This is a genomic window from Pediococcus acidilactici, from assembly GCA_024970065.1.
In the GTDB taxonomy this organism is placed as follows: domain Bacteria; phylum Bacillota; class Bacilli; order Lactobacillales; family Lactobacillaceae; genus Pediococcus; species Pediococcus acidilactici_A.
Genome location: CP103908.1, coordinates 478825 through 505778, shown reverse-complemented (window position 1 = coordinate 505778; position 26954 = coordinate 478825). Strand labels below are relative to the sequence as shown.

Annotated in this window: 26 protein-coding genes and 1 tRNA gene; 6 read left to right on the top strand and 21 right to left on the bottom strand. The window is 42.3% G+C overall.

The genetic code is table 11. The features are described 5' to 3' along the window. Positions 1 to 62: 62 nt before the first annotated feature. From glmM to NYR25_02275, 5 genes are all read right to left on the bottom strand, one after another. A complete protein-coding gene (glmM, locus tag NYR25_02295; GenBank protein ID UWF34262.1) occupies positions 63 to 1424 on the bottom strand; it encodes a phosphoglucosamine mutase in 1362 nt (453 codons plus the stop codon). Positions 1425 to 1526: 102 nt separating this feature from the next. Continuing rightward, positions 1527 to 2423, bottom strand: coding sequence for a CdaR family protein (locus tag NYR25_02290; GenBank protein ID UWF34261.1), 897 nt, complete (start codon positions 2421 to 2423; stop codon positions 1527 to 1529). Continuing rightward, a complete protein-coding gene (gene cdaA, locus NYR25_02285; protein ID UWF34260.1) occupies positions 2424 to 3275 on the bottom strand; it encodes a diadenylate cyclase CdaA in 852 nt (283 codons plus the stop codon). It lies immediately after the preceding gene. Between the two features lie 167 nt (positions 3276 to 3442). After that, positions 3443 to 4342 (bottom strand): UDP-N-acetylmuramate dehydrogenase, encoded by a 900-nt coding sequence (murB, locus tag NYR25_02280; GenBank protein UWF34259.1) that lies wholly within the window; start codon positions 4340 to 4342, stop codon positions 3443 to 3445. A gap of 66 nt (positions 4343 to 4408) precedes the next feature. After that, positions 4409 to 5326 (bottom strand): Gfo/Idh/MocA family oxidoreductase, encoded by a 918-nt coding sequence (locus NYR25_02275; protein UWF34258.1) that lies wholly within the window; start codon positions 5324 to 5326, stop codon positions 4409 to 4411. A gap of 73 nt (positions 5327 to 5399) precedes the next feature. Between NYR25_02275 and NYR25_02270 the strand changes: the two genes are divergently transcribed. After that, a complete protein-coding gene (locus NYR25_02270; protein UWF34257.1) occupies positions 5400 to 5936 on the top strand; it encodes a 3'-5' exonuclease in 537 nt (178 codons plus the stop codon). Here the strand turns inward: NYR25_02270 and NYR25_02265 are convergent. From NYR25_02265 to NYR25_02235, 7 genes are all read right to left on the bottom strand, one after another. After that, the gene (locus NYR25_02265; protein UWF34256.1) at positions 5929 to 6435 is read right to left on the bottom strand and encodes a GNAT family N-acetyltransferase; all 507 of its coding nucleotides are present in this window, start codon (positions 6433 to 6435) and stop codon (positions 5929 to 5931) included. The genes NYR25_02270 and NYR25_02265 overlap by 8 nt on opposite strands. Beyond that, positions 6425 to 6898: a tRNA (adenosine(37)-N6)-threonylcarbamoyltransferase complex ATPase subunit type 1 TsaE gene (tsaE, locus tag NYR25_02260; GenBank protein UWF34255.1), complete on the bottom strand. Its 474-nt coding sequence runs from the start codon at positions 6896 to 6898 to the stop codon at positions 6425 to 6427. Before tsaE ends, NYR25_02265 begins: the two co-directional genes overlap by 11 nt. After that, positions 6899 to 7591 (bottom strand): uracil-DNA glycosylase, encoded by a 693-nt coding sequence (locus NYR25_02255; protein UWF34254.1) that lies wholly within the window; start codon positions 7589 to 7591, stop codon positions 6899 to 6901. A 416-nt stretch (positions 7592 to 8007) separates the two neighbouring features. Beyond that, positions 8008 to 8652 (bottom strand): hypothetical protein, encoded by a 645-nt coding sequence (locus NYR25_02250; protein ID UWF34253.1) that lies wholly within the window; start codon positions 8650 to 8652, stop codon positions 8008 to 8010. Beyond that, positions 8642 to 9958, bottom strand: a complete 1317-nt coding sequence (locus NYR25_02245) for a HAMP domain-containing histidine kinase (protein ID UWF34252.1) — start codon at positions 9956 to 9958, stop codon at positions 8642 to 8644. Before NYR25_02245 ends, NYR25_02250 begins: the two co-directional genes overlap by 11 nt. Before the next feature lie 81 nt (positions 9959 to 10039). Beyond that, complete coding sequence (locus tag NYR25_02240) at positions 10040 to 10690, bottom strand: response regulator transcription factor (protein ID UWF34251.1); 651 nt, start codon at positions 10688 to 10690, stop codon at positions 10040 to 10042. A gap of 37 nt (positions 10691 to 10727) precedes the next feature. Beyond that, positions 10728 to 12518 carry an acetyltransferase gene (locus tag NYR25_02235; GenBank protein ID UWF34250.1) on the bottom strand — a complete coding sequence of 597 codons (1791 nt, stop codon included), beginning with the start codon at positions 12516 to 12518 and terminating at the stop codon, positions 10728 to 10730. A 407-nt stretch (positions 12519 to 12925) separates the two neighbouring features. Here NYR25_02235 and NYR25_02230 point away from each other — a divergent pair, with 407 nt between their 5' ends. The 3 genes from NYR25_02230 to NYR25_02220 are packed head-to-tail and all read left to right on the top strand — an operon-like array spanning position 12926 to position 14934. Then, positions 12926 to 13798 (top strand): Cof-type HAD-IIB family hydrolase, encoded by an 873-nt coding sequence (locus NYR25_02230; protein ID UWF34249.1) that lies wholly within the window; start codon positions 12926 to 12928, stop codon positions 13796 to 13798. A gap of 19 nt (positions 13799 to 13817) precedes the next feature. Beyond that, positions 13818 to 14387 (top strand): hypothetical protein, encoded by a 570-nt coding sequence (locus NYR25_02225; protein UWF34248.1) that lies wholly within the window; start codon positions 13818 to 13820, stop codon positions 14385 to 14387. Next, positions 14374 to 14934: a GNAT family N-acetyltransferase gene (locus tag NYR25_02220; protein ID UWF34247.1), complete on the top strand. Its 561-nt coding sequence runs from the start codon at positions 14374 to 14376 to the stop codon at positions 14932 to 14934. Before NYR25_02225 ends, NYR25_02220 begins: the two co-directional genes overlap by 14 nt. Positions 14935 to 15267: 333 nt before the next feature. On the opposite strand, the gene smpB is transcribed toward NYR25_02220, so the two are convergent. The 9 genes from smpB to rpoN all read right to left on the bottom strand — a co-directional run bounded on the left by smpB (position 15268) and on the right by rpoN (position 25809). Next, complete coding sequence (gene smpB / locus NYR25_02215; protein ID UWF34246.1) at positions 15268 to 15735, bottom strand: SsrA-binding protein SmpB; 468 nt, start codon at positions 15733 to 15735, stop codon at positions 15268 to 15270. A gap of 15 nt (positions 15736 to 15750) precedes the next feature. Next, positions 15751 to 18102 carry a ribonuclease R gene (gene rnr, locus NYR25_02210; GenBank protein ID UWF34245.1) on the bottom strand — a complete coding sequence of 784 codons (2352 nt, stop codon included), beginning with the start codon at positions 18100 to 18102 and terminating at the stop codon, positions 15751 to 15753. 145 nt (positions 18103 to 18247) lie between these two features. Next, positions 18248 to 18484: a preprotein translocase subunit SecG gene (gene secG / locus NYR25_02205; protein UWF34244.1), complete on the bottom strand. Its 237-nt coding sequence runs from the start codon at positions 18482 to 18484 to the stop codon at positions 18248 to 18250. A 130-nt stretch (positions 18485 to 18614) separates the two neighbouring features. Beyond that, positions 18615 to 19937, bottom strand: coding sequence for a phosphopyruvate hydratase (gene eno, locus NYR25_02200; protein ID UWF34243.1), 1323 nt, complete (start codon positions 19935 to 19937; stop codon positions 18615 to 18617). A 68-nt stretch (positions 19938 to 20005) separates the two neighbouring features. Beyond that, positions 20006 to 20761, bottom strand: a complete 756-nt coding sequence (tpiA, locus tag NYR25_02195; protein UWF34242.1) for a triose-phosphate isomerase — start codon at positions 20759 to 20761, stop codon at positions 20006 to 20008. An 84-nt stretch (positions 20762 to 20845) separates the two neighbouring features. After that, positions 20846 to 22048, bottom strand: a complete 1203-nt coding sequence (locus NYR25_02190; protein UWF34241.1) for a phosphoglycerate kinase — start codon at positions 22046 to 22048, stop codon at positions 20846 to 20848. A 128-nt stretch (positions 22049 to 22176) separates the two neighbouring features. Then, the gene (gap, locus tag NYR25_02185; GenBank protein UWF34240.1) at positions 22177 to 23199 is read right to left on the bottom strand and encodes a type I glyceraldehyde-3-phosphate dehydrogenase; all 1023 of its coding nucleotides are present in this window, start codon (positions 23197 to 23199) and stop codon (positions 22177 to 22179) included. A 67-nt stretch (positions 23200 to 23266) separates the two neighbouring features. Beyond that, positions 23267 to 24298 (bottom strand): sugar-binding domain-containing protein, encoded by a 1032-nt coding sequence (locus NYR25_02180; protein UWF34239.1) that lies wholly within the window; start codon positions 24296 to 24298, stop codon positions 23267 to 23269. A 185-nt stretch (positions 24299 to 24483) separates the two neighbouring features. Beyond that, the gene (gene rpoN / locus NYR25_02175; protein UWF34238.1) at positions 24484 to 25809 is read right to left on the bottom strand and encodes an RNA polymerase factor sigma-54; all 1326 of its coding nucleotides are present in this window, start codon (positions 25807 to 25809) and stop codon (positions 24484 to 24486) included. A gap of 74 nt (positions 25810 to 25883) precedes the next feature. Between rpoN and NYR25_02170 the strand changes: the two genes are divergently transcribed. Beyond that, positions 25884 to 25955, top strand: a tRNA-Arg gene (locus tag NYR25_02170). Between the two features lie 391 nt (positions 25956 to 26346). Continuing rightward, positions 26347 to 26949, top strand: a complete 603-nt coding sequence (gene clpP / locus NYR25_02165; protein UWF34237.1) for an ATP-dependent Clp endopeptidase proteolytic subunit ClpP — start codon at positions 26347 to 26349, stop codon at positions 26947 to 26949. The last annotated feature ends 5 nt before the right edge of the window (positions 26950 to 26954 follow it).

Genomic DNA, 26954 nt, shown 5'->3' with positions numbered 1-26954 from the left:
ATCAAAAACGGGCTGGAGATTTTCTCCGCCCGTTTCGTTTTACTACAATTTAATTATGGCCATTAATCAACGCCAACTTCGCTCTTAACTACCGCAACAATTCGGTCAACGTATTGGTTAACCGCTTCTTCAGTAGGAGCTTCCGCCATCACCCGAAGCAAGTCTTCGGTTCCAGAAGGGCGTACTAATACCCGGCCTTCGCCAGCCATTTCGTCTTCAACCTTCTTGATGATGTCCTTGATGGCTTGGTTTTCAAGCGCTAATTTCTTATCTTGGACCCGTACGTTAACTAACTTTTGAGGGTACGTAGTTACTTCAGCAGCTAATTCGGAAAGTTTTTTACCAGTTTGCTTAACCACGTACATTAATTGGATAGCCGTAAGCATGCCATCCCCGGTAGTGTTGTGGTCTAAGAAAATAATGTGGCCAGATTGTTCCCCACCAAGGTTATAACCATCCTTCAACATTTCTTCCACTACGTAGCGGTCACCAACTTGGGTTTTAACCGAATGCATACCGTGTTTTTCTAACGCTTTGTACATTCCGAGGTTACTCATTACGGTCGTTACCACGGTGTCTTCTTTAAGACGACCCCGTTCGCTTAAAAACTTCCCGCAAATGTACATAATCTTGTCGCCGTCGACGATATTTCCCTTTTCATCTACCGCGATACAACGGTCACCGTCCCCATCAAAGGCAACTCCCATATCCGCGCCCTTTTCAACCACGAATTTTGCTAGAGCTTCTGGATGGGTCGAGCCGACTCCCGCATTAATGTTTAAACCATCGGGGTTGGTTGCCATCGTTTCAAATTCAGTATTTAAGTCAGCAAAGATTTGGGAAACGTAGCCGCTAGTAGCACCGTTAGCAGCGTCCACCGCGATATGTAACCCTTCTAGGTCGTCGGGAATCGTTTGTTCCAAGAAAGCAGTGTAATTTAACCCACCTTCAGGGTAATCCGTTACAGAGCCCAGCCCCTTAGCTGATGGCCGTGGAAGGTTATCTTTTTCCGCATCTAAGAGAACTTCGATTTCAGCTTCTAATTCGTCAGATAACTTGTAACCGTCCGAACCAAAGAACTTAATTCCGTTGTCTTCTACCGGATTATGGGAAGCCGTAATCATCACTCCGGCGTCAGCTTCTTGCTTACGAACCAAGTAAGCAACCCCGGGGGTAGTAACAATTCCCATATCCATTACTTCGATCCCTACCGATAAAAGACCTGAAATCAAGGCGTGTTTTAACAATTGGCCAGAAACCCGAGTATCCCGTGAAACTAGCACGCGGGGCCGCTGGTCGGCATCTTTGGCGTGCTTAGTTAATACGTATCCGCCAGTTCTTCCCAATTGGAAAGCTAGTTCTGGTGTCAACGTTTCGTTTGCAATCCCACGAACTCCATCTGTACCAAAATACTTCAATTTCATTATTGAAAATCTCCTTTTTTGCAGCAAGGCTCCGAAAGCCCGCCGTCAATCTCTTTTAACTCATTATCTAAATTATAAAATCAGCCCGTTAAGCTAACCTTGTTACTGAAGGTCCGTACTACCATCCCCGCTGCTACTGTCAGTAGACGAACCATCGTCGCTGCTTGCCGAACTTGAAGAACTTGCCTCACTGCTGGAAGAAGCGGCGCTACTTGCTGATTTTTCCGAACTGCTAGAAGAGGACGTAGCTTGACTGTTTACTTCGTTAGATTCCTTAGCTTTTTCCGTCTTTGACTTAGAAACTGGAATCGTCACGTTTACCGATTGTGGAGTCAACACTACGTTTACAATGTTACCGTTTGAGTCCAAAGCTTGCAACACGGAACGTGCAGAAATATCCTCTGTCGTGTTGCTAGGGACGTTAACGTCGGCAACCACCTGACTAATTCGGTCAATTTCCGATGCCGATCCCGTCGCTTGAACCGTCGTTACCGAAGTCTTCACGTTTCCCATTTCATAGCCTTCCTTCACCATGTTAGTGTCGTAACGATAACGAATTTCGAACTTCTTCGTCTTCCGATGGGCAATCGTAATTTTCGATTTTTCTGGTTGGATTCGGTAGCGAATATCTTTGCCAAGTCCTTCCACTTGGTATTTAACCGTATGCTTGCCAGGGGCATAGTCCTGCAGCGCGAGGTATACCTTAAAGTTACGGGTGTTGGTTAAGGTGGTAATCATTGCACTTGAACCGGTCAGCGTAATCTTAACCCGTTCTTGATACCCACTAACTACGTACTTACTTGAGTCCACGTCTAAATCTACCGGCATGGTAATTGTGGCCGTCTTGGTGGACATCAACGCGGTTTTATTCTGCGTTGCGTCGGTCCCGGACACCCGCGTTGAAGTGAGGTGATCGGTCTTCACGTACGCAAACAACAGGAGAGCCAAAACCAGCGCAATTAACCGGTAACTAAAATTTTGGGTAAAAAACTTTTTCATTTAGTGACGCCCCCTTTTCCCTTTAAAGAAGGCCGAAATATTTTCCGTAACTGAAGTAAAGAACGGCGTAGGCCCTTCATCACTAGTAATTAATTGGGTCCGGAAATAACGTAAGTAGGATTCTTGTGACATATCGCGCAGTAATTCGCCATCCTTCATAATGGAAACTTCACCAGTTTCTTCCGAGACCACAATCGTAAGCGCGTCGGTAACTTCACTCATCCCAACTGCCGCCCGGTGCCGTGTTCCAAGTTCCTTAGGAATTAAATTGCTTTGTGATAACGGCAAGTACGCTGCCGCAACGGCAATCTTGCCATTTTTAATAATCACCGCGCCATCATGTAACGGGGTGTTGGGGATAAAAATGTTGATCAACAGTTCTCCCGAAACGTCGGCGTCCAGCGGAATTCCGGTTTCGATGTAATCGTCCAACCCGGTTTCCATCTGAATTGAAACCAACGCCCCAATCCGACGCTTAGCCATGTACTGAATCGCTTTGTCCAACGCCTGGATCATCTTTTCTTCAGCCTCTTTTTGCGAATGGTTCTTTGCAAAAATCGAGCCGCGTCCGAGGTGTTCTAGTCCCCGACGGATTTCTGGTTGAAAGATGATCACCATCGCAATTACTCCCCAATTGATGACCTGATTCATAATCCAGTAGACCGTACTTAAGCCGATGTACCAGCTTCCCGCCATTATTATAATAATGACGATAATTCCGCGAAATAACTGTACCGCCTTGGTTCCCCGCAGCAGCATAATCAATTCATAAATTACAAACCAAACCACGAGTACATCAATAATATTGATGACGTCGCTCCAAGTTAACAACTGGGACCAATTTATGTTCATACCTGTCCCTCCAAATTCATATTCAGGGATAATTATACCAGAGAGAATATAAAGTGACCTCCTATTTGTTGCGGGGGGGTAATTTATCACACATTCACGCTTCAAATGTGCATAACCGCATTTCAGCCGCTAGCCAAATCGGAGGTCACTTCGTTTAAATATTTAATTTATTTTTCTTCACCAATGATTCGAACTTCGGTTTCCAGTTTAACTCCAAACTGCTTGAATACCGTTGCTTGCACGTGATGGATCACGTCTAGATAATCGGTTGCCGTAGCGTTCCCGATGTTAATAATAAATCCGGCGTGCTTTTGAGAAACTTGGGCACCACCAATTGTAAAGCCTTGCAAACCAGCTTCGTGAATTAACTTTCCGGTAAAGTAACCGGTTGGCCGCTTGAATACACTCCCACATGACGGATATTCAAGGGGTTGCTTGGAAGCACGCAACCGGTTCAATTCATCCATCCGGGCCCGAATTTTGGTTTGGTCACCAGGCCGTAGCTTGAACGCTGCCGAAATTACCACATCGTGATAATCCTGCACGCTACTGTGGCGGTAACCAAAATCTAACTCGTGGTTGTTGAGCCGCTTGACTTTGCCTTCTGGCGTCAACACTTCGGCGCTTTCCACAATCTCGCTAATTTCACCGCCGTAAGCTCCGGCATTCATAAAGATTGCCCCGCCTACCGAGCCTGGGATCCCAGCGGCAAATTCAAAACCGGTCAGTCCCGATTGGTAAGCTACTTCGGTGGCTTGGATTAGGGCCGCACCTGCTTCCGCAATTACCGTATTGCCGTTGACCTGGATATTATCCATCTTAGTTAAAATCAAAACTAGTCCGCGAATCCCACCATCGCGCACAATCAAATTGCTCGCATTTCCAATCACCGTTAGGGGTGTGGCGGTTTCTTTAGCCCAAATCATCAGTTGTTTGGTTTCAGTAACCGACTTGGGAAATACTAGTAAATCCGCTGGTCCACCCGTTTGTGTGTTGGTATATTTTGATAACGGTTCGTTTTCGTAGACCTTAATTTCTGGAAATGCCGCGGTTATTGATTGATCCATCTTACTTTTCCCCTCTTACCTCATTTACATTATGAATCCTAACGATTCACCGAAAAATCTCTTTGCTTATTTTATCACTTTCATACTCTGGATTAAACGGTCACACAGCGTATGGGCTTGAATGGCCGAAGCGGGTGATACCGGGTTCGGACCACCGTTTTCTACCGCCCGCAAAAAAGCTTCAATCAACGGCGCAAATCCCCGCGTCACCAGCATTTTTTGCCAATCCGGCGTACTTTGAATCGTCCGTTGTCCGTCGTGATCGGATGTCAACGTTTGTAAATTTTCCACCCGGTCGACACCGTGATTGCTAATCATTTCTGCCACTTCGGTATTCGCGCCAGCGCGCAAATCAATCTGCGCCGTGCCGGAAGTAAAACCATTAGTTAGTTCGACCTTCGCCCAAACTAGCCGACCATCTTGTTCGCGTAGCCGTCCATCCACGTATTCTACTTTTTTCGATCCCATCAAAAATTGAACTAAGTCAATTACGTGGATCATTAAATCATAGATGGCAAATTGAATACTTTGGTTTTCCGCCACCCGCGTTTTAGTTGCCCGAACTAAATGTGGAGTTCCTAACTGTCCTAGCGTTTGGTGCAGCGGGGCAAACCGTCGATTAAATCCACAGGTTAATAACACGTGGTGGTCTGCAGCAATTTGGTAAAGCTCCTCCACTTCGGCCAAATTTTCCGAAATTGGTTTATCCACATACACATGAATCCCCCGTTGCAAAAACTTTTTCACAATCGTGTAATGGGTGGTAGTAGCGGTGTGCACAAAAACTGCCTGTACATTTTCGTCAAGCAAATCATCCATCCGGGTCGTGGCGTGTTGAAACCCATATCGCTTTTGCAAGTGGTGCAACTTATCAGCTTGCCGGCTAACCAGGTACCATTCAAAACGATCCTGCAACTGACTGTCCACTGGCAGATATGCCTTCTGGGCGATGTTTCCTAATCCGATTACCCCAATTTTAATCATTGGAAAAACTCCTTTACGCACTAATCTTTATTCGTTAAACTTGACTTAAAATAATATAAGGACAGTGATATTTTTGAACTTTGTTGCCATTGATTTTGAAACTGCCGCACCTGCGCGGGCTAGCGCATGTTCGATTGCGTTAACGGTGGTTCAAAACGATCAAATCACCGACGAACTGTACTCTTTAATTAATCCGGAAACCAAATTTCACTGGCGAAACGTTCAAGTACATGGTATCCATGAGGAAGACGTGCAGGACGCGCCCACTTTTCCAGAGCTGTGGCCGATTTTACAGCCGTTCTTCACTCCTGACCAACTAGTCGTGGCCCACAACGCCAATTTTGATAACAGCGTCTTAAAGAAAACTCTGGAGCGTTACGAGCTCAACCGGCTACCGTACCAAACCTTAGACACTTTGCGAACATCCCGCAGTTTCTTTCCTAATTATCCTAACCACAAGCTCAACACGCTCTGTGACAATTTAGGAATTGAATTAGAGCACCACCACAACGCTTTAGACGATAGTTTGGCTTGTGCGAACATCTTGCTATACGAGAAGAAGCAATTCGGCGCAGACGCCATTAGCAGCTTTATCCGTAAAGTTAGCTAAGCTTGCGTGCCATCCGTTTCAAACTCCGGCCCTGGTCATCCTTGATCGGGGCTTTTTTAGTTGTAAAGCCCATCTTTTCGTATAGGTGGATGGCCGGCTCGTTATCCGTCAGGACGTCTAGCCAAATGGTCGATAGGTCGCTATAATTTTGGGCCCAGTACAACGCTTCATCAACTAGCAAGGTGCCAATGCCATTGTGCCAATATTTTTTAAGCACGCCGACTCCCAACTCTGCCTGCCCTTTTTTAGCGTCCGTTTCCACAATCGTTAGCAAGCCGATTGGAGTCTCCCCCAACTTTGCCAACAATAAAAAGTTAGTCGGACTTTGCTGAATTAACGCTAAATTTTGTTGCACTAATTTGAGTTCGAGCCGGTGAATAGTGGGGTCAAACTCAATTGAATCCGTCTCCGTTTCTAATTGGTCAATTAGCTCCACGGTGGCTTGGGCGTCTTCAGGGGCTCCCTCCGTTAGGTAAACTTCGTCTTCCCTATTGGCCATTAATTTGATCCTCAAGGAATTTTTCAAATTGCTGGTACCGTTCACCATTCGGTTCGATAGTCAGAAACCGTTGCGTATTATCATGATTGCGGTCCAAACCAATCTTTAAATATTCTTCGGGCAAATATTCCTTAATAAACTGGGCCCATTCAATGACGGTAACCCCGTCGCTTTCAAAGTATTCTTCTAAGCCAATGTCGTCGGCATTGCCGTCTTCCAACCGGTAGGCGTCAATATGGTATAACGGCATGCGTCCGTCATGATATTCGTGAATGATCGTGTAGGTGGGACTTTTTACGTAACGTTTAATTCCCAAAGCCTGGGCAATGCCCTTCGTTAAGGTGGTCTTTCCCGCTCCGAGATCTCCGTCTAACACAACCACATCGTTAGGATGCAGAAGTTTACCAATCATTTTGCCAAATTCAATGGTCATTTCTTCGTTTCGTAATTGATAAGTTTGCATTTATTTTTCCTCTTCTACGTGTTCTGGTAGTTGCCAATCAATCGGCTTTTCCCCCATTGCTTCCAGTGCCGCGTTGGTTTTGGAAAACGGCTTGGAACCAAAAAAGCCCCGGTAAGCCGACAATGGACTGGGATGTGCAGATTGAATAATAATGTTTCTGGACTGGTCAATTAACTTGATCTTGTCACGCGCAGCCCGCCCCCACAAAATAAAGATCACCGGTTTTTCACGTTCCGATAACCGTTTAATTGCCGTGTCGGTTAACCGTTCCCAGCCGTGACCTTGATGTGAAAAGGCCTGGCCGTTGCGCACCGTTAATACGGAGTTAAGCAACAGCACTCCTTGGTCCGCCCATTTCTTCAGGTATCCGTGTTGTACGGGTTTGACTCCTAAATCATCCTGTAATTCCTTGTAGATATTTTGTAAAGACGGGGGTACCGGCACTCCCGGGCGCACTGAAAAACTTAGTCCGTGCGCTTGGTGAGGTCCATGATATGGATCCTGCCCCAAGATGACTACCTTCACCTCCGAAAAGGGCGTCCATTCGAACGCTTGGAAAATGTGGTACATATCGGGATGAATATTTTGGGTTGCGTACTCCTGCTTTAAAAATTGGTGGAGATTTGCGTAATAATCTTTTTCAAATTCACTTTCTAAAACCTGTTGCCAATCGTTATGAATAATTGTTTTCATACCTCAATCTTCCTCGAACAATTTGTTACCTCTATTCTAACTGATTTTTCCAAAAAATGGCGGGGTTCATGTTAGAATCGCTAAAACTATATAAAAAATATATAAACGGTTTTCCACAAGCATTTTAATTTTATCAGGCGCTATGAAAATGCAGGTAGTTCCTCAAAATCTAGATATTAAACAATATAATGTTTCATAGCCGCTAATGATAACGTTTGATGAAAGTTTACCAACGTATTGTTAAAGGGTATTTCGTCCAAAATTTACGTTAATAACTAAAAAACAATCTTCCAGCGAAGATTGCTTAAAAATAACTTTCTTACCAAGAATAGAAAGCCTCCTTAAGAAGGCGAACTACTAAATTAAATAGGAATGCCCAATCAATTAAACTATCCTACATAGGAAACCGATGTTATTTAGCTACCAGTGTTGCTAATGTTAGTAATTGAGATGTTTGTCTGACTTCGCCGTACCTGATAGGTAATTTGATGCGGATACGTCATTACAAAGGTATTTTTATTAATTTGCTTTTGTTGCTTCATTTTTATCCCTAACTGCTTATTAAAGTTTTGTGCTATTTTCCCTAAATCAGCTTTAGGGGTCAAGCTATCCGATGTCCAATTGAAATTCAAAATCAGTTGCATATCTTTTTTTATTTCAAAGTCAAACTCGCTTTCGTCACTTAAACCTTGTACCAACCAAGTTGTTACTGCTTTTCCTGTATTGTCGTAATAAACTTTCGGTTGAACTCTAATAATAGACAAGTGATCAATGGGACCAACTATGGAAGTGGTTTTTGTAATCAATTCATCAACTTGGTGTGGGTTAAGCTTAGGACTATCATTTAAAAAAACAGGTTTTGTTTGGCTCGTCAATCGGATAACCTGACTGCGACTTAGCTTTTCTGTATCCTTGCTAACTGTGTAATCAATTATTTGAGCCTGTTGCTGATAAAAATGTTGGCTACTACTTTCAATCCAACAATAGAAGCCCAAAGCCCCTAAACCTAACAAAAGCAAAAATACCAGAAGTGAAATGAAATTTTTACGCTTACTCTTCATTAACATTTACCTCTCTTGGTATGGTTATATTCACCCTAGCGCCTCCGGTTTTTGTATTTCCAATCGTAATACGCCAATTTAGACTAGTCACAATCTGACGAGTTATCGCCAAGCCTAACCCTAGATGATTGCCCTCATATTTCTGTCCCGAAACAAACGGGTCAAAAACGCGGTTCATCATTTCTGTATCAATCCCTTTTCCATTATCAACAAGCTGAAGTTGATATGTATCTTGCAAAAGGCTTCCAGACACCTTTAAACACCCCTCATTTTCAGGTAGCGCTTGAATCGCATTATCTAATAAGTTAATCATCAGCTCTTTGAATAACGCTTGATCAATTTGGAGTTTAGAAGCAGCCAAATCTAGTTTGAACTTAAAATCTTTATCGGTTTTTTGCTTTATCCCCGTAATCATTTGCTTAATCATGCTTGCTAAATCTTCAGTTGCATAAGTTTCCCAATGTGGTTGAGCGTGTTCGTATTGAATTAATTGTTTCAGCCGAGACCCTAACTTTTGTAGCCGACTACTCTCTTCAATTATATAATTTAGCGCCTCCTGCTTTTCGTGCTTATCCATTTGGTCACGTTGCAACAATTCTGCATAACCCAAGATAATTGTTAAAGGCGTATTAATTTCATGGGTTAAGTTACGGGAAAACTGTTTTTGTAATAAGGCTTGTTCTTCAGCTTTTTCCAAATTGTGTTTAATTGTCATTGCCATCAAGTTATAGGCTTTAGTTAAATCTGCTAACTCATCATCCCCAGTGACTTTTAAAGGGACAAATTCATGGTTGTTTAATTGGAAAAGGCGACTTGACGACTTTAGCAACCGGATTGGTTTTAGCATTCGTTGCATGACAAAATAGGTCAACAACAAGTTGACCCCCACACTAATTGTTAGGTATAACCAAATTTTTTGAATCAATTGATTTCGGTTAAATATGATTGCATCTATTTTTGACAAGGAAGATATGTAGTAAGTATGTTTTTTAAATTCGACCTTCAAGCTAGCTACCACGTAATTACTTTTACCAGTCAGAAATTGAACTTGTTGTCGATCAGTATCCTTTAACGAAATTTTTTTACCAGCATGATCTTTAACCCCCTTTTCGTAAATAGGTTCGCGTTTTTCACCAGATATAACCACGCTCGTATGCGTCACCGTTGCCAAATTAATTATCTGCCCCTTGGTTAAACCTTGATTTTGTTGCTGGTCGCTTTGCCAAAGCTGATTCGCCACCAATCTGTTAGTGGCAATCACCGCTTGTTTTGCTCCCAACACTTCTTGCTGGAAACTATCATTCACAATTAATCCCCCATTAATTAACAAAAGCATTGAGGTCAAAAATGTGATTACCAAAAATATTTTCATTGATAATTTCATCATCTACTCCAATCGATAACCATATTTGTATATAGTTTTTAATTTATTATCTAAGTTGAGCTTTTTTCGTAACCTTTGTACGTGTAGATCAACCGTTCTCGTTTCAGAAAACTCACCTGCAAAATCCCAAACTGCTTGGTAAATTTTTTCGCGGCTCAGACTAATTCCTCGATTTTTAACTAAGTAAATAAACAACTCGTATTCCTTTTGAGTTAATTTGATGTCTTTTCCGTTGCTTTTAACATTTTTTTTGGATAAATCAACCGTAAAATCTTCATAAGAAAGCTCTTTGCTTCCTCCGTAACGACGACGTAAAACTGCTTCCACCCGTGCAGCCAGTTCATCCAAATGAAAGGGCTTCGTGATGTAGTCGTCAGCCCCTAGTCTGAGCCCTTTAACAATGTCATCGACCTCTGTTTTCGCCGTCAGAAAAATCACCGGGATTTGTTCCTCTTTGAATACGGGAAGCAATTCGTACCCATTAACTTGTGGAAGCATAATATCTAAAATAACTAGATCAATTGGTACCTGATCCATCCATTTATTAGCTTGGTTTGCATCTAAAGCCTGATAGCATTTGTATTGGTCAACTAACCCCGTTTTTATTAGTTGATTAATTCGTGGGCTATCTTCCACAATTAATATTGAATACATTAGTTGACCTCCTTCGTTTGTAATCCGAAATTTTTATTTAACCTTTAATACTGTCACGAATGAATTTAGCATAACCACTTTGTCCATCTCCATTAAGATGAATTTCATCGCTATAAAACCATTCCGGATGTTTTTGACCTTCACTATGCCAATCAATGATGACAAGGTTATCATATTTTTTACTAAATGCCTTTAATTCTTGATTAATTGAGTTCGACCATTGAATCGTAGGGGCATACATGTTTAACCAATACACGGTGCGCTTCTTACCAACAATTTTAAATGTCTCTGCGACCGTTTTATCAGTAATATATCCATTAGTACCTAAGCCTACTAATATTTGGTTAGGCAACTGATTTTGCTTCTTATATTTTTCAAGTAAAGTTGGTAAAACAAATGCCTGACGAGACTCAACTGCATCAACGTAATTATGCTTAAATACTTGTTTTAAAGCTGGAGAGGCTCCCAACATGACGGAATCACCAATGGATAAAGTTGGACGATCAGCTGGATTCCCCGCCTTTGATCGCGCATTTTTAATAATTAAATCCGACTTATCTTGCTCTTTTAGTTGGTGCTGATTTTTATGCAATGCTGAAGCTAAGTGATAAGGAGCCTCGGTAGGTTTCGAGGTAGTTAATAAGCCAAAGGCAGTGATAACTATTAAGCTTGCTAATAAAACTCCCATTGGTTTGTTAAATCGTCTTTGCTCCATTAAAGGTTCATTAAGTTTAAAATGTAGAATAGGTTGTTCTAAAAAACCATACGAAATTTCAGTAATAAGAAGGGTAATCACCAACTCAATTCCAATCAATAACCATTGATTATTTAGGTGTAGTAATCGTGTACAGAAAAAAATAACAGGGTAATGATAAATGTAGATACCGTAACTTCGTTTTCCTAACCACACTAGTAAAGGAAAATTAAATAGTTTTTGCCAAATGGTGGGGGTAACTATTAACTGAATCAACCCCACCGTTAAAAATGTAAATAACACCATGGTAAAGCGGTAAGTAACTGCTGATTGGCCATCTGCAGTAGTTACACACCAAATTGACAGCCCTAAAACAATTAGCTGAATCAGCGCCTTAATCAATTTACTTTGGTCTGAATAACGATAACCTAGTATATCAATTTCACGATCGTAGCTAGCAAGCCACGTACCGAATAAAAAACTAAATATCCTTGTATCGGTTCCATAATAAATCCTCGAAAAGTCTAAAGTTGTGAATACAAAGCTAAGGTAATATAAGAGCGCCGCCCCAGCTAACGTACCAAAAAATACTCTTTTCATTTTCGAGTTGATCAGATAATAACCAATCATGAAAATAATTGGCCAAATCAAATAAAAATTAAGTTCCACTCCCAAAGACCACATATGGGTAAACGGAGATTGTTGGTTTAATTGGTCAAAATACGAAACGGAGTGATTGATTTGCCACCAGTTATTATAGCCAATTAATGTGCTTAAAAATTGGTCTTTAATACTTTGCAAACGCGAACGCATAAATATTGTGGCAATTACTGTACTCATCAAGACCATCATAATCATTGCGGGATAAATCCGTTTAATTCTTTTTATGTAGAATCTTCCAAGTGAAAATTGTTGCCTCAAAGCCTCATTTTGTGATGTTTTCATCATTAAAAATCCCGATAAAGCAAAAAACAAATTAACACCTAAAAATCCACCCTTAAACCCATTAATTCCAAAATGATATCCTAGGACCAACAGAACACCTAGTGCCCTTAGCCCATCCAACGCAGGTACGTATGTAAAATACGACGGACGTTGTTTTAATAATTTAGTTTTATTTCTTGTATTTTCCATTTTAGCAAGCCTCACAGTTCATTTAATCTCCGTTCTATCTTAAGGATTAAATGTATCTAGCTTGTATCAAAAATAAGTCCCCCGATAATTTCGATAAATAATAACTAAATTGAAAACAAGTTAGGTTTTACCCAATCTCAGCTTATATTTTTAAACGTTCCCCCCTTAATAAAGCTATAAAGATCGTTCAGTTAATTACGTGCACGTTTAACCAAACCGCGTCATCCTCATCAAGACCTGAAGAATATCCTACCGAATACACTCCCAAAAGCAGAAGACAAATTAACGCATTGAAAATACTATTTATCATCCTCACGAATGAAAAGAATACTAATATGTCCAGCTTGTAATGCTCGACATTAATTATGTTAAAATTAGGATAAATATATGGATTGGATGTGCTTAACATGATTTCAGTAATTGCTTCAGATATGGACGGAACGTTACTCAACGAAGAAATGCAAATTTCTCCGGGAAATGCCGCAGCAATAAAGAAAGCGCAAGATGCCGGGGTACATTTCGTCGTGGCAACGGGTCGCGAATACCGTGAAGCGAAACCCCTTCTAGAGACTTACGGGCTTTCAGTACCGCTCATCACCCTTAATGGGGCCGCAATTTTCGATACCGAAGGCAAAATTCTCGATGAAGTTCCGATTACCAAGCCTAACGCCCAGTTGATCATGCACCAGCTGGAAAAACGCGGACTCTACTATGAAATCACCACCAATCAAGGAGTGGTTTCTAACAGCCGGACCCGGCGAATTGAAACCGTCTCCCACCTTTTAGAGACCGTTAACCCGGATACACCATTTAAACTTGCAGTTGCTATGTCATCTGCCCGGGTAGAGTTAATGAATATCCGGTACGTAGATGATTACCAAGTGCTACTTGACGATCCGAAAATTCAAATTTTAAAGCTGGTTGCGTTTGGTCAAAACGGACAAAAAGGTTTACAACCCGTCCGGGAAGCTATCCAACAACAGGTTGACGTAGCAATTTCATCGTCGTTTGAAAATAACATCGAAATCAACAGCCCCCGCGCACAAAAGGGACTTGCTGTACAAAATTTTGCGGATCAACTTGGGATTCCAATGTCCCAAGTGATGACGATTGGTGACAACCTCAACGATGCGTCCATGCTACGTGTCGCGGGCGTTAGCTATGCCATGGGTAATGCAATTCCAGAAATCAAACGCTTGGCCAACCACCTCACCGTAACTAATAATGAAGACGGGGTGGGCAAAGCCATCCTGGAACAGCTTGCCCAAAATCAACAATAATTAAAAAGAGGCTAAGCCGATGCAGAGATTCTATCTAAAAAGTCAAGGGCTAGAAAATAAAGGTGCTACCACGGTTAGCGATGAAAACCACAATGCCAAGTACCTTTTAGTTGGCAAATGGGGCATCAAGCGTGATGCCCTTTCCGTTTATGATATGCAAGGCCAGCTTCTCGCTGAGCTTAAGCAAATCGCGGTAGGACTATTACCAAAGTTCCAATTATTTTTAATTAATCACGAAGTGGGAACGGTGACGACTCCCGTAGGCTTTATTCGCGGGCTTTTGTATGTTCATAACCTTCGTTGGATTATTATTGGAGATACCGTTACCTGCCACTTTAGGGTTTTTCATGGCTTAACTAAAATCCTTGAAGTTAATCGGGTCCAAATCAACGGCAGTGCGTATATTGAGTTAAACGTTTTTGTTGAATCCAATACGCCGTTGTTTATTTGTTTAGCGGCGATTCTCGACCGCTGGATTCAAAAACGCCCACCACTTCGGGAGCCTAAACTAGTTCGAACTTGGAAGATTGAGTCAGACACGGCTGGCTATAATAATTTTTCGAAGGAGAATTCTAATGCAAATCACTAAAGCCACTACTGAAGACATGCCCCAGGTTGTCGAGCTGCTCAAAATCATTCTCGACGAAATGGAGCTGCCTTTTTACTTGAAAAACGATCCTCAAGAAGTTACTAAACTATTCGTAGCAACTTTTCAAAGTCCCTTGTATCAAGAAGCTGCCGACGTGGTTGTCGCTAAGGTAGATAATCAAGTGGCGGGAGTTGCCTTTGGGTACCCCGGCGCCAACGAAGATAAACTCAAGGACGAATTCCAAAACCATTTTGACCAGGTTGCCCTCGCTCCTCAACCAATCTATGAAGAAGCTGAAGCCGACGATGACGAATGGTACTTGGATTCCTTAGTAGTCAACCCTAATTTTCAAAACCGCGGAATTGGTACTAAGTTGCTCAACGCCCTTCCCGAATATGCAAGGGCGCGTAATTTAAAAATGGTGGGACTACTAGTTGATGATTTAAATCCCGATGCAGAACGCCTTTACCGGCGGATTGGTTTCCAACTTGACCACCGGCAAATCGTTTCTGGCCACCACTATCAACACTTAAAAAAGGAAGCTTAGTCTTCGCAAGTCATTATTAAAATCTTTGAAAATAAAGAGTGTGGAAAAAAACTAAAAACCCTTTTCAAAATTGAAATTTGTTTTGGTGGGTTACCTTTAATGGAGTCAAAAGTCATTTTTTCCGCTTAAACCCCAATCGACCACTATGCCAAATTCAGGCATAATGGTCGATTTTTAGTTGGAATTCACAAATTATCGGATTTTTGTCCCCTTCTTTTCATCACCTTGTTAAGTAATGGTGGAAACAAAAAATAGCTGCGGATCATCCCCCTCGATGGGTGGGTTATCCACAGATATTTCTTATTATTCAACTTATCAACAAGCGCGACCCGTTTAACGGTTCTTCAACGCGCGTTCAATTTCACGTTGTTGGTCACGTTTTTTCAAAGTTTCTCGTTTATCGTATTCGTGCTTCCCTTTAGCAACCCCGATCAGTACCTTCGCAAAACCATGCTTAAGGTAAACTTTTAAAGGTACAATCGTGATTCCTTTATTTTGGCTAGCCTCTTGTAACTTTTGAATTTCTTTTTTGTGCAACAAAAGCTTCCGATTTCGCAACGGGTCGTGATTAAACTGGTTACCTTGCAAATACTCGCTAATTTGCACGTTCATCAAGATTGCTTCGCCGTGGCGAATTTGCACAAACCCGTCTCTGAGGGTAATTCGGCGTTCCCGAACCGATTTAATTTCCGTTCCGGTCAACGCGATTCCCGCTTCCATCGTACTTAAAATGGAATAATCATGGCGAGCCTTTTTATTTTGGGCTAAAGCTTGATCCTTTACCTGTGGTTTTTTAGCCATACGAAACCCTCCTCTTTATTTTTTGCGAGAAGTATTCTTAGAAAAGCGTTTGACGTTTTTGTCTTTGTAGAATGGTTTGTTGTTCGAATTATTGGAACGTTGCCCATTTTGCCGGCGATTCCGGTTACCGTTCCGTTGACCACCCTTATTACGGTTAAAGGACTGGCGCGGCGGTAACTTAATTTCGCTAGTTGGCATTTTTTCCGGATGCAACAACTCAAAGTCCACCTCGGCTTGATCCTTTTCTACCCGCATCAACTTCACCGCTACTGGTAAACCAATTTGGAAGGTTCGGTGGGTGTTACGGCCCACTAGCGCCATTTGATTTTCTACGTACTCGTAGTAATCATCCTTCATGGTACTGATATGAATTAGTCCTTCAACGGTGTTTTCCAATTCAACGAAAAGCCCAAACTTCATTACGGAACTAACCATGGCGTTAAATTGTTCACCAATGTGGTCGCCCATGTATTCAGCCTTCTTCATGCTGTCAACGTCGCGTTCCGTATCGATTGCCCGCCGTTCAAGTTGGGAAGTATGTTCCGCAATTTCTGGAATAATATCCGCATACTTTTCTTGGGCAGCTTTTCCAGTGCCATCTTCCGCGTAGTGGCGAATCAGTCGGTGAACAAACAAGTCGGGATACCGCCGAATTGGCGAGGTAAAGTGGGTGTAGTACTTCGCTGCTAACCCAAAGTGACCTAATGATCTAGCGTCGTATTTCGCTTGCCGCATGCTCCGTAATAGCATGACCGAAATCATGGCCTCTTCCCGAGTTCCCGCAACTTTCTTAAGAACGCTTTGCAGCATCTTCGGTTTGAGGTCCTTAGTACTTCCCTTAACCACGTGACCAAAGGTTGATAAGAATTCAAAGAAGGTTAACATCCGTTCGCTATCTGGGGTTTCATGAACCCGGTATAGGAATGGCACGTGGGCATCGTAGTAATGCTCTGCCACCGTCTCGTTAGCCGCCAACATGAAGGATTCAATCATCCGTTCTGAAGTTCCCCGCTCCCGAACCTTAATATCGATTGGGTGACCATTTTCGTCGACAATGATTTGTGCTTCGTTGTCGTCAAATTCAATGGCTCCGCGTTGTTTACGCCGCTTCAAGAGCAACTTGTGCAACTTGCCCATCATTTCAAACATTGGCACTAAATCTTGGTAACGCTCGATGGTTTTCTTATCGCGTGCTTCCAAGATTTTGTTAACGTCGTTATAAGTCATCCGAGCGTTGGACTCAATGACGCTTGGGTAGATTTTATGGCTTAACACTTCGCCATCCGGACTGATTTCCATTTCACAAGTCATCGCTAGCCGTTCCACGTTAGGATTTAAGGAACAAATCCCGTTAGAAAGCTTCCGTGGTAACATTGGGATTACCCGGTCCGTCAAATAAACACTGGTACTGCGCCGGTATGCTTCCTTATCAAGTGGGGAGCCTTCCTTAACGTAGTGGGAAACGTCCGCGATATTAACTAACAAGCGGAAATTCCCGTTATCCAATTTTTGCAAACCAACCGCATCGTCAAAGTCTTTCGAATCATCGCCGTCGATGGTGACCACCACTTCATCAGTTAAGTCCACGCGGCCTTGCTTCTCAGCATCGGTAACGTGGTCTGGGATTTGGGCGATTTCTTCCTTAACATCATCTGGAAATTCAGTCGGCAATTCGTGTTGGTAAACAATCTCCAGAATGTCTACTCCTGGATCATCACGGTACCCAATCGTCTTTTCCGCAATCCCTGCAATTAATTTAGGAGCGTTGGGCTTTGGATATTGGGTGACCTGTGCAGTAATCACTGCCCCGTCTTCGGGTTGAATGCCACCTTCTAGCACGTCAAACTCGTAGTTGGACATCTTCTTATCTTTTAAGTTAATGTGTCCGAGCACGTTATGAGCAGGGTCTGGAGCGAATTCAAATTCTCCTACAGCTTGAGTAAGGTGCCGTTTGGTAATTTTCTTAACAATTCCCTCGGGGCCCCGGTCGTCCCCTTTTTTAGAAGGGCGTACGATTTTTACATCGACTTCATCTAAATTAAGCGCGTAGGCGGTGTGTTCTTCACTGATATAAATATCAGGGATTTCATCGTCTTCTACCGCTACAAAACCAAAACCGCGGTCATTTGCCCGAAAGGTTCCGTGAACGAGCAATTGGTTTTGTGGACGGGCAATTTTAAACTTGTCGTCCGCCGTAATTTCTACTTTATGAGACCGTTCCAACGAAGTTAATTCCTTAACTAGTTCGTTGAATACGGATGCTTTTTCTAAACTAAGACCCTTAAATAATTCTTCCGCGGTGAATTTTTGTGTAGGCCGTCGCTCCAAATAATTAATAATTGAAGCTTGAAGTTTACTTGATTCCATTACTTACCTCTATAAATTCATAGTATTAAATAAAAAAGCTAAAGACAAAACCATGCTCGATTTTGTCTTTAGCCATTCCTAATCCGTCCCAAAAATGCCTTAGGACTTCGCTAAATGCAATTTTTTTTGTTAGATACGATCGCTTTTAATGGGCCGATACGTAAACCATTGCAATGGTGATAGCAAAAAACAAGAAAAGCAAGACTGCCGTTACTCTTTGCATGAACGCTTCAAATCCACGTGACTTTTGCTTTGAGAATAGGTCACCAGCCCCACCTGTCAATGAAGACATCGCATTATCAGTCTTTGCCGGTTGCATCATAACCGCAATGATTATGACCACTGACAGAATCAATAGAATTGTCATCAATAGTGAGTACACAAGATGACCTCCTTTGTATTCTAAATAAGTTCTAGTATTAATTTAACATACTTACGGGTGAATTCCAATTTAAACAATAAAAAAAGGATGGACAAAATGTCCATCCTTCTTTTAGATCACTCGAAACGAATTACTTGTTTGTAATATCTTCGCGTGCTTGTGCACTAAGGTTGTAGAATGAGTGGATACCCTTGTATTCTGCAACGCCTTCGAGTTGGTCTTCGATCCGCATTAATTGGTTGTACTTAGCAATGCGGTCTGTACGACTCATTGAACCAGTCTTGATTTGACCAGCGTTTGTAGCAACAACCAAGTCAGCGATTGTTGTGTCTTCTGTTTCACCTGAACGGTGAGATACGATAGCTGTGTAACCAGCTTCCTTAGCCATTTCGATAGCTTCCATTGTTTCTGTAAGTGTACCGATTTGGTTAACCTTGATAAGGATTGAGTTAGCAGCACCCATCTTGATACCTTTTGCAAGGTATTCAGTGTTTGTAACGAAGAAGTCGTCACCAACAAGTTGAACTTTCTTGCCAAGTTCTTTTGTGATGCTTGCCCAGTCTTCCCAGTTGTTTTCGTCAATTGGGTCTTCGATTGAAATGATTGGGTATTTGTTTACTAAGCCTTCAAGGTACTTAACGAATTCTTCAGTAGTGAATTCTTCACCAGTTGACCAGCGAAGCTTGTACTTCTTGTCATCGTCGTTCCAAAGTTCTGAAGCAGCAACGTCAACGGCGATTGCTACGTCTTTACCTGGCTTGTAACCAGCTTTTTCGATCGCTTTGATCAAGTATTGAAGAGGTTCTTCATTGTTAGCAAAGTCAGGAGCGAAACCACCTTCGTCACCAACTGAAGTAGCTTTGCCGTCAGCAGCTAAAAGACTCTTCAATGCGTGGAATGTTTCTGAACCCATCCGGATAGCTTCCTTAACAGAAGGAGCACCAACAGGCATGATCATGAATTCTTGGAAGTCCACTTTGTTATCTGAGTGAGCACCACCGTTGATAACGTTCATCATTGGTGTAGGAAGAACGTGTGCGTTTGATCCGCCAATGTAGTTGTAAAGTGGAATTTGGAGTTCGTCAGCAGCAGCACGAGCAACCGCTAAAGAAACACCTAAGATAGCGTTAGCACCTAACTTACCTTTGTTAGGAGTACCGTCTAACTTGATCATTGCCTTGTCAATTGCGATTTGGTCAGTTACTTCAAAACCAACAATTTCCTTAGCAATTGGGCCGTTAACGTTAGCAACAGCCTTTTCAACACCCTTGCCTTCGTAACGGTTCTTGTCGCCGTCACGAAGTTCAACAGCTTCGTGTTCACCAGTTGAAGCACCTGAAGGAACGATTCCGCGACCAAAGCCGCCGTCTTCTGTGTAAACTTCAACTTCAACAGTTGGGTTACCACGTGAGTCTAAGACTTCGCGTGCATAAATATCAGTAATAAGTGACATTTTAATATCTCCTCACATTTTATAATCTGCTTATGCAGTTACCATTATATTATATTTCTAGAATTAAATTAACCCTGGTAGTTAACTAATTGTAGGAATGATTCTGGATCGAGTGAAGCACCACCAACAAGGCCACCATCGATGTCTTCTTTGCTCATCAATTCAGCGATGTTTGCAGGCTTAACACTACCACCATATTGGATACGAACTTTGTCAGCAACGGTTTGGTCGTATAACTTAGCAACCGTTTCACGGATTACGTGGCAAACTTCTTGTGCTTGGTCACTTGAAGCAGTCTTACCAGTACCGATTGCCCAGATTGGTTCGTAAGCAATTACGGTATTAGCAACTTGTTCAGCAGACAAGTCTTTAAGTGCGTTAGTAACTTGGCCAGCAACCCATTCGTTAGTTTCACCAGCTTCGCGTTGTTCAAGCGTTTCACCACAGCAGATGATTGGCTTCATGTTGTTCTTGAAGATTGCCTTAGCCTTCTTGTTGATGTCTTCGTCAGTTTCTTTGAAGTATTGACGACGTTCTGAGTGACCGATAACTACGTAGTTAACGCCCATTTCAGACAATGCTTTTGGACTAGTTTCACCAGTAAAAGCACCTTCATCTTCGAAGTAGCAGTTTTCAGCAGCAGTCTTTAGTTGTTCATCTTTAGAGAACCATACCAAAGCGTTCAAATCAATTGCAGGAGCAGCGATTACTGATTCTACAACTGAAGCATCTGGTAACTTACCCTTGATACCTTCCAAGAATTCTTGTGTTTCTTGGGGGTTCTTATTCATTTTCCAGTTTCCAGCAATAATTGGAGTACGCAAAATAAAACATCCTTTCTTAATCACAAAATATGTAATCGAACGGGATTAGCAATCCCCATGGATTCCCGACCCCATTCAAGTTAATTATTTGTTAGAAATTGCAGCGATACCTGGAAGTTCTTTACCTTCAAGGTATTCAAGTGATGCGCCACCACCAGTTGAGATGTGTGTCAATTGGTCGCCAACGCCTAATTGCTTAACAGCAGCAGTTGAGTCACCACCACCAACGATGGTTGTTGCGTCTGATAGAGTTCCTAAGAACTTACCAATTTCAAGAGTACCCTTAGCGTAGTTGCTCATTTCGAATACACCCATTGGTCCGTTCCATACAACGGTCTTAGCGTCTTTAAGAACGTCCTTGAATTCAGCAACTGACTTAGGTCCAATATCAAGGGCCATGTAACCGTCAGGAATGTCGCCTTCAACAACTTTGTGAGGAACATCGTTGTCAAATTTTTCAGCAACAACACTGTCTACAGGAAGAACGATCTTGTCGCCACCCTTAGCAAGGATTTCTTTAGCAACGTCAATCTTGTCAGCTTCAACAAGGGAGTTACCAATGCTCATGCCTTTTGCAGCGTAGAATGTGTATGTCATACCACCGCCGATGATAACTTTGTCAGCTTTGTCAAGTAAGTGGTCGATAACACCAATCTTGTCAGAAACCTTAGCACCACCTAAGATTGCAACGAATGGGTGCTTAGGATCGTCAACAGCTTCACCTAAGAACTTGATTTCCTTTTCCATTAAGAAACCAGCAGCAACTTTCTTGCCTTCTGCCTTCATTGCTGTAGCAACCCCAACGTTTGATGCGTGTGAACGGTGTGCTGTACCAAATGCATCGTTAACGAACATGTCGCCAAGTGATGCCCAGTACTTACCTAATTCAGGATCGTTGCCACTTTCCTTCTTGCCGTCAAGGTCTTCGAAACGTGTGTTTTCGAATAACAATACGTCACCATCGTTCAAACCGTTAACTGCGTCTTCTAATTGTGCACCGCGAGTTACGGGAACAAATGTAACTGGTTTGCCAAGCAAGTCTGAAAGACGTTGTGCAACTGGACGAAGAGTCAATTCCTTCTTGTCTTCTTCCTTCTTGATCCGACCTAAGTGAGAGAAGAGGATTGCCTTTCCACCATTTTCAATGATGTATTTGATGGTTGGTAGTGCGGCTACGATACGGTTATCGTCACCGATCACACCATTTTTAACTGGCACGTTGAAGTCAACGCGCATCAAAACTTTCTTGCCTTTAACATCTAAATCTGAAACTGTTAATTTAGCCAAGATAATTCCTCCTTTTAAGTGAGCAATAAATTATTTTTTCTTAAAAAAAGAGACGGAGGAAGTGACCTCCCTCCGTCTCCAAGACCGATTAGACGGTTTGAAATCTACAAATATTTAAGAATTTAATCTTAAAGAGTAGCAAATTTCAATAAAGTACGTACCATTTGGCAAGTGAAGCCGTATTCGTTGTCGTACCAAGCAACAGTCTTAACTAATTGCTTGTCGCCAGCCTTTGTAACTTCTGTTTGTGTTGGGTCGAAGATTGAACCGTAAGTTGTACCAATGATGTCGCTTGATACTACTTGGTCTTCGTTCCAACCAAATGATTCGTTGCCTTCTGTATGCTTCTTGATTGCAGCATTAACTTCTTCAGCTGTAACATCCTTGTCAAGAATTGAAACAAGTTCTGTTAATGAACCGTCAACAACAGGAACACGTTGTGCATGTCCTTGTAATTTACCGTTCAATTCTGGGATAACAAGGCCGATAGCCTTAGCAGCACCAGTTGAGTGAGGAATTGTGTTAGCTGCAGCAGCACGTGCAGAACGGAAGTTTCCACCACGAACAGGGCCGTCAAGGATCATTTGTGTACTTGTGTAAGCATGGATTGTTGTCATTGTACCAACTTCAAGACCAAATTCTTTGTTCAAGAAGTATGCCATTGGTGCCAAGCAGTTTGTTGTACATGAACCAGCTGAAACGATGCGGTCGTCAGCAGTTAAAACGTCATCGTTTACGTTGTAAACAACTGTCTTAAGGTCTGAACCAGCAGGAGCTGAGATCAATACACGTTTTGCACCAGCGTCTAAGTGAGCTTGTGACTTTTCTTTTGATGTGTAGAAACCTGTACATTCAAGTACGAAGTCTACGCCGTCTTCCTTGACCCAAGGAATGTTTTGAGCTTGAGGTTCTGCGTAAACGTGGTACTTCTTACCATCAACAACGATAGCGTCATCTGTTGCGCTAACTTCGCCAGGGAAAGTACCATGTGTTGAATCATATTTGAGCAAGTGTGCTAATAATGCAGGACTTGTCAAATCGTTGATAGCAACTACTTCGATATCATTTGACTTTGCACCCAATTCGTGGATACGACGGAATGCCAAACGACCGATACGTCCAAAACCATTAATACCAATCTTTACAGTCATACTAAGATTTCCTCCTTTAGGAATCTAAAAAAATAATTTATTTTAAAAAGTTCAGTCACAATTGGCCTCACTTTTTTAAAATCACGTTTGCGGCACCCTCATCAGTAATTAAAATCGTCTGATGGGGTGCGATTTTCATGTATGACTCAATCGCTTGAGCCTTGTCATGACCACCGGCCACGGCAAATACATGATTGAAATGCTGGACGTCCTGTAATTGGAGTCCAATGCGGTGAACCTGGTATAAGATTCGTCCTTCCTTGTTATAGAAAGAACCGAATGCCTCCCCCACGGCCCGTGCCTTTCGTAGATAACTCTTAATCTCGGAATTTACTCCGCGTCTTTGAGCCATCACGTCGGCCCGGCCAATCCCGTGGATGGCGACCCCCGCGTGAACAATCAAGTCCAACACCGGCCTTACCGTTGGTTCATTTAATAACGGGTGATATGTGCTTTCGCTGAGTTGTTCCGGAATGTATAATGACTTGGCTTCCCCTGCGGTCTGCTTTGCCATCGTGGCAGCTACTGAATTAGCCTGCTTAGAAACTGACTCACCAATGCCGCCCCTTCCGGGAACAAAAATCAACTGGCGGTGCTGCGAAAGCTCTGGTTTGAGCTTCGTTGCTACCGACGCCATCGTCGATCCGCCCATCACCACTATAGTATTATTACCCTCCGGCAATAATTTTGCAAGTGCATCATTTAGGACAACGCCTAGTTGCTTGGAAACGACCGTGCTCTCCGCTTGATCCCCGCGGACAATGAAGCAACGCTCGATATTTAACCGTTCCGCTAATTGTTTTTCTTGGCTAGTTAAGCCCAAGAATCTATTAGCCACCGGTTCCAATCCGTTCATAACCCGACGCCCTTCGTCCGACAATGACATCCCCGCTGGTGAGGTCTTCAACAGCCCTTGCGACTTTAATACGTCCGTCTGGGACCGTAAGACCCGTTCGCTTAGATGTAAGTGTTCGGATAAAACACGCCTACCAACTGGAGCCAACAAGTCGATTGATTTCAAAATATCAAATCTCTGTAGAAACTCGCTGATTAAACCCGGGACAACAGACTCTAATAAATCCATTTCATTATCATCCATGTTATCTCCTGTATGGGACTTTATTTGTCCAGCTGTGTCATAAAACGACCCAACAACTTAAAAATAAATGGCACACAACCATAAGAAATAATTCTTGTTGCATACCTCACTTACAAATCAAATTATAACAAGCTCCCCATAATTTTGCAAATATGCCTGCCTAAATATCCCATTTAATTTTGAGCTTATTTTTCGAGATAGCGTTTTCGTTTCGAAGACGATGGGATTCCCAGGGCTTCCCGATATTTAGCAACCGTTCTCCGTGAAATTGCCACCCCCTGGGCTTTAAGTTGTTTTTCGATTTTAGCATCTGAAATGGGCTTTTCCTTATCTTCTTGATCGATAATCGCCTTAATCTTTTGTTTGGCCGCATCGGCGGAGACGTCGCTAGTTTGGTTAACGGCGTTACTAAAGAAGGACCGCAATTCAAAGGTGCCAAATGACGTTGCAATATACTTTCCATTAACTGCCCGAGAGACCGTAGATTCGTGTAAATGTAACTTATTGGCGACGTCGCGTAGCATCAACGGACTTAGTTCCTTACTCTTTTGTAGGAAGAAATCCCGTTGCCGTTCAAAAATCATCTTGCCCACTCGTAAGATGGTGTCCTGTCGTTGAGTCAAACTTTTAGCGATCCAATCGTACTCCCGTTTTTTCTCATTCACGTAGCTATTAACCTCGGTATCAGCCTTTTGGCGCAATTGGTCAAAGTACTCTTGTGAAAAACTCACCCGGGGCCGCGAAGCTTTGGACTGAATTAGGCGAGGCTCGCCATTTTCCAACTTAAAAATCAAGTCAGGCGTGATATACCCGCGATCTTGCTTACCAAAGCCTGCTCCCGGGTTGGGGGTCAAAGTCCGCACATAGTCAAACACTTCTTGTACTTCTGCCATCGTAATGTCGTAACGTTGGGCGATTTTTTCCCAGTTTCGGTCTACTAAATCGTCAAACGATTCTTCTAATATCATGTACGCCATTTCTGGGGAACCTTCATCGTTTTCAGTTTGTAGCATTAACGATTCTTGGAGGGTCCGTGCGCCAACTCCGGGCGGATCCAATTGCTGCAAAAGCGTGACCGCATCCATAATCGCAATGTCATCAGCTTGCGTTTTTTGCTTGATTTCGGCCTCCGTAATCCGCAAATAACCGTTTTGGTCGACGTAATCCAATAAAAAGAGTACTAACTTCCTTAAAGGCGTGTCCCGCATGGTTAAATGAACCTGATCTAATAGGTAATCAAATAACGACTGTTCCGTATCACTAGCAATTTGGTTCATAAAAGTCTCGTGCGTGTCGGAATTTTTCGACACCTTGCTTAGTGGTCGTTCCGCAGCGATTTCCACGGTGATCAGCGGGTTGTCCATTTCCTTTTGTTTTAAGAAATTTTGCAGTTCTTCGGCGTTATATTGCAGCATTTGGATTGACTGCTGTAGTGTTTGCGTCATTGCCAAGCGCTGCACTTGCTTTTGCTGCTGCGTTTGGTTCTGCGTAAATCCTTGCTTCATTACCATAAAATTTTTCTCCGTAATTCTATTATTTTTAGCTTGTTTTTTTTGCTGACATAATGTAAAATTTATTTTGTTAAGCGCCGTTAGTGTAATGGATAGCACGTGAGATTCCGGTTCTCAAGATCGGGGTTCGACTCCCCGATGGCGCATTTTTTAATATTCCGGAACTTTAAACATCGTAATTGCGAAGAATCGCAATCCTCAATATCTGTCGTTAGTAATCTAGGTGATTGCTGGCGACGGATATTTTTTTATAAACAACTTACCATTTTGATAAGCCTTCTTTTACGTTGATTATATACTAGTAATAGCGCTTTATCCATGATAAAGCCGCATTTAGTATTCTTCCATAGAATTTGGTAAGCCTCGTTTGACCAATCTTAAAGCTGTTCTAGCCTTTCATTCCCTAATCAACACTTTTCTGTATTTAATTAAGATGAATAAGCAAAAACATTTGACCTTTTTTGACCAATGAGATAAACTAAAGCCATGGTTAGTAATTAATACTAAATCTTTATCCGAAAAGGAGGCTACTAAGTTATGAACTTGGTTCCAACCGTTATTGAACAATCATCACGTGGCGAACGTGCTTATGATATTTATTCACGACTATTAAAAGATCGGATTATTATGTTATCAGGTCCAATTGATGATGATTTGGCTAACTCAATCATTTCTCAATTACTATTCCTTGATGCACAAGACTCTGAAAAAGATATTTACCTTTACATTAACTCTCCTGGTGGGGTGGTTACTGCCGGTTTGGCAATCTACGACACGATGAACTTCATCAAAGCTGACGTCCAAACCATCGTAATGGGAATGGCAGCTTCAATGGCCAGTGTCTTGGCTTCTTCTGGTACAAAGGGCAAACGTTTTGCTTTGCCGCACTCGGAAGTAATGATTCATCAACCTTCTGGTGGTGCACAAGGTCAACAAACCGAAATTGAAATTGCTGCTGAACAAATCTTGAAGACCCGGAAAGAGTTGAACAAGATCTTGGCAGAAAATTCTGGTCAACCACTTGAAAAAATAAACCTTGATACCGAACGGGATAACTACCTCTCTGCTCAAGATGCAGTTGATTACGGTTTGATCGACGGCATTATGGAAAAGAACGCCAGCCTCAAATCAGGCAAGTAATAAAG

Bases quoted from the DNA above. Each gene is read 5' to 3' on its own strand.
- glmM (UWF34262.1), bottom strand. From the start codon at position 1,424: ATGAAATTGAAGTATTTTGGTACAGATGGAGTTCGTGGGATTGCAAAC.
- NYR25_02290 (UWF34261.1), bottom strand. From the start codon at position 2,423: ATGAAAAAGTTTTTTACCCAAAATTTTAGTTACCGGTTAATTGCGCTG.
- cdaA (UWF34260.1), bottom strand. From the start codon at position 3,275: ATGAACATAAATTGGTCCCAGTTGTTAACTTGGAGCGACGTCATCAAT.
- murB (UWF34259.1), bottom strand. From the start codon at position 4,342: ATGGATCAATCAATAACCGCGGCATTTCCAGAAATTAAGGTCTACGAA.
- NYR25_02275 (UWF34258.1), bottom strand. From the start codon at position 5,326: ATGATTAAAATTGGGGTAATCGGATTAGGAAACATCGCCCAGAAGGCA.
- NYR25_02265 (UWF34256.1), bottom strand. From the start codon at position 6,435: ATGGCCAATAGGGAAGACGAAGTTTACCTAACGGAGGGAGCCCCTGAA.
- tsaE (UWF34255.1), bottom strand. From the start codon at position 6,898: ATGCAAACTTATCAATTACGAAACGAAGAAATGACCATTGAATTTGGC.
- NYR25_02255 (UWF34254.1), bottom strand. From the start codon at position 7,591: ATGAAAACAATTATTCATAACGATTGGCAACAGGTTTTAGAAAGTGAA.
- NYR25_02250 (UWF34253.1), bottom strand. From the start codon at position 8,652: ATGAAGAGTAAGCGTAAAAATTTCATTTCACTTCTGGTATTTTTGCTT.
- NYR25_02240 (UWF34251.1), bottom strand. From the start codon at position 10,690: ATGTATTCAATATTAATTGTGGAAGATAGCCCACGAATTAATCAACTA.
- NYR25_02235 (UWF34250.1), bottom strand. From the start codon at position 12,518: ATGGAAAATACAAGAAATAAAACTAAATTATTAAAACAACGTCCGTCG.
- NYR25_02230 (UWF34249.1), top strand. From the start codon at position 12,926: ATGATTTCAGTAATTGCTTCAGATATGGACGGAACGTTACTCAACGAA.
- NYR25_02225 (UWF34248.1), top strand. From the start codon at position 13,818: ATGCAGAGATTCTATCTAAAAAGTCAAGGGCTAGAAAATAAAGGTGCT.
- NYR25_02220 (UWF34247.1), top strand. From the start codon at position 14,374: ATGCAAATCACTAAAGCCACTACTGAAGACATGCCCCAGGTTGTCGAG.
- smpB (UWF34246.1), bottom strand. From the start codon at position 15,735: ATGGCTAAAAAACCACAGGTAAAGGATCAAGCTTTAGCCCAAAATAAA.
- rnr (UWF34245.1), bottom strand. From the start codon at position 18,102: ATGGAATCAAGTAAACTTCAAGCTTCAATTATTAATTATTTGGAGCGA.
- eno (UWF34243.1), bottom strand. From the start codon at position 19,937: ATGTCACTTATTACTGATATTTATGCACGCGAAGTCTTAGACTCACGT.
- gap (UWF34240.1), bottom strand. From the start codon at position 23,199: ATGACTGTAAAGATTGGTATTAATGGTTTTGGACGTATCGGTCGTTTG.
- NYR25_02180 (UWF34239.1), bottom strand. From the start codon at position 24,298: ATGGATGATAATGAAATGGATTTATTAGAGTCTGTTGTCCCGGGTTTA.
- rpoN (UWF34238.1), bottom strand. From the start codon at position 25,809: ATGGTAATGAAGCAAGGATTTACGCAGAACCAAACGCAGCAGCAAAAG.
- clpP (UWF34237.1), top strand. From the start codon at position 26,347: ATGAACTTGGTTCCAACCGTTATTGAACAATCATCACGTGGCGAACGT.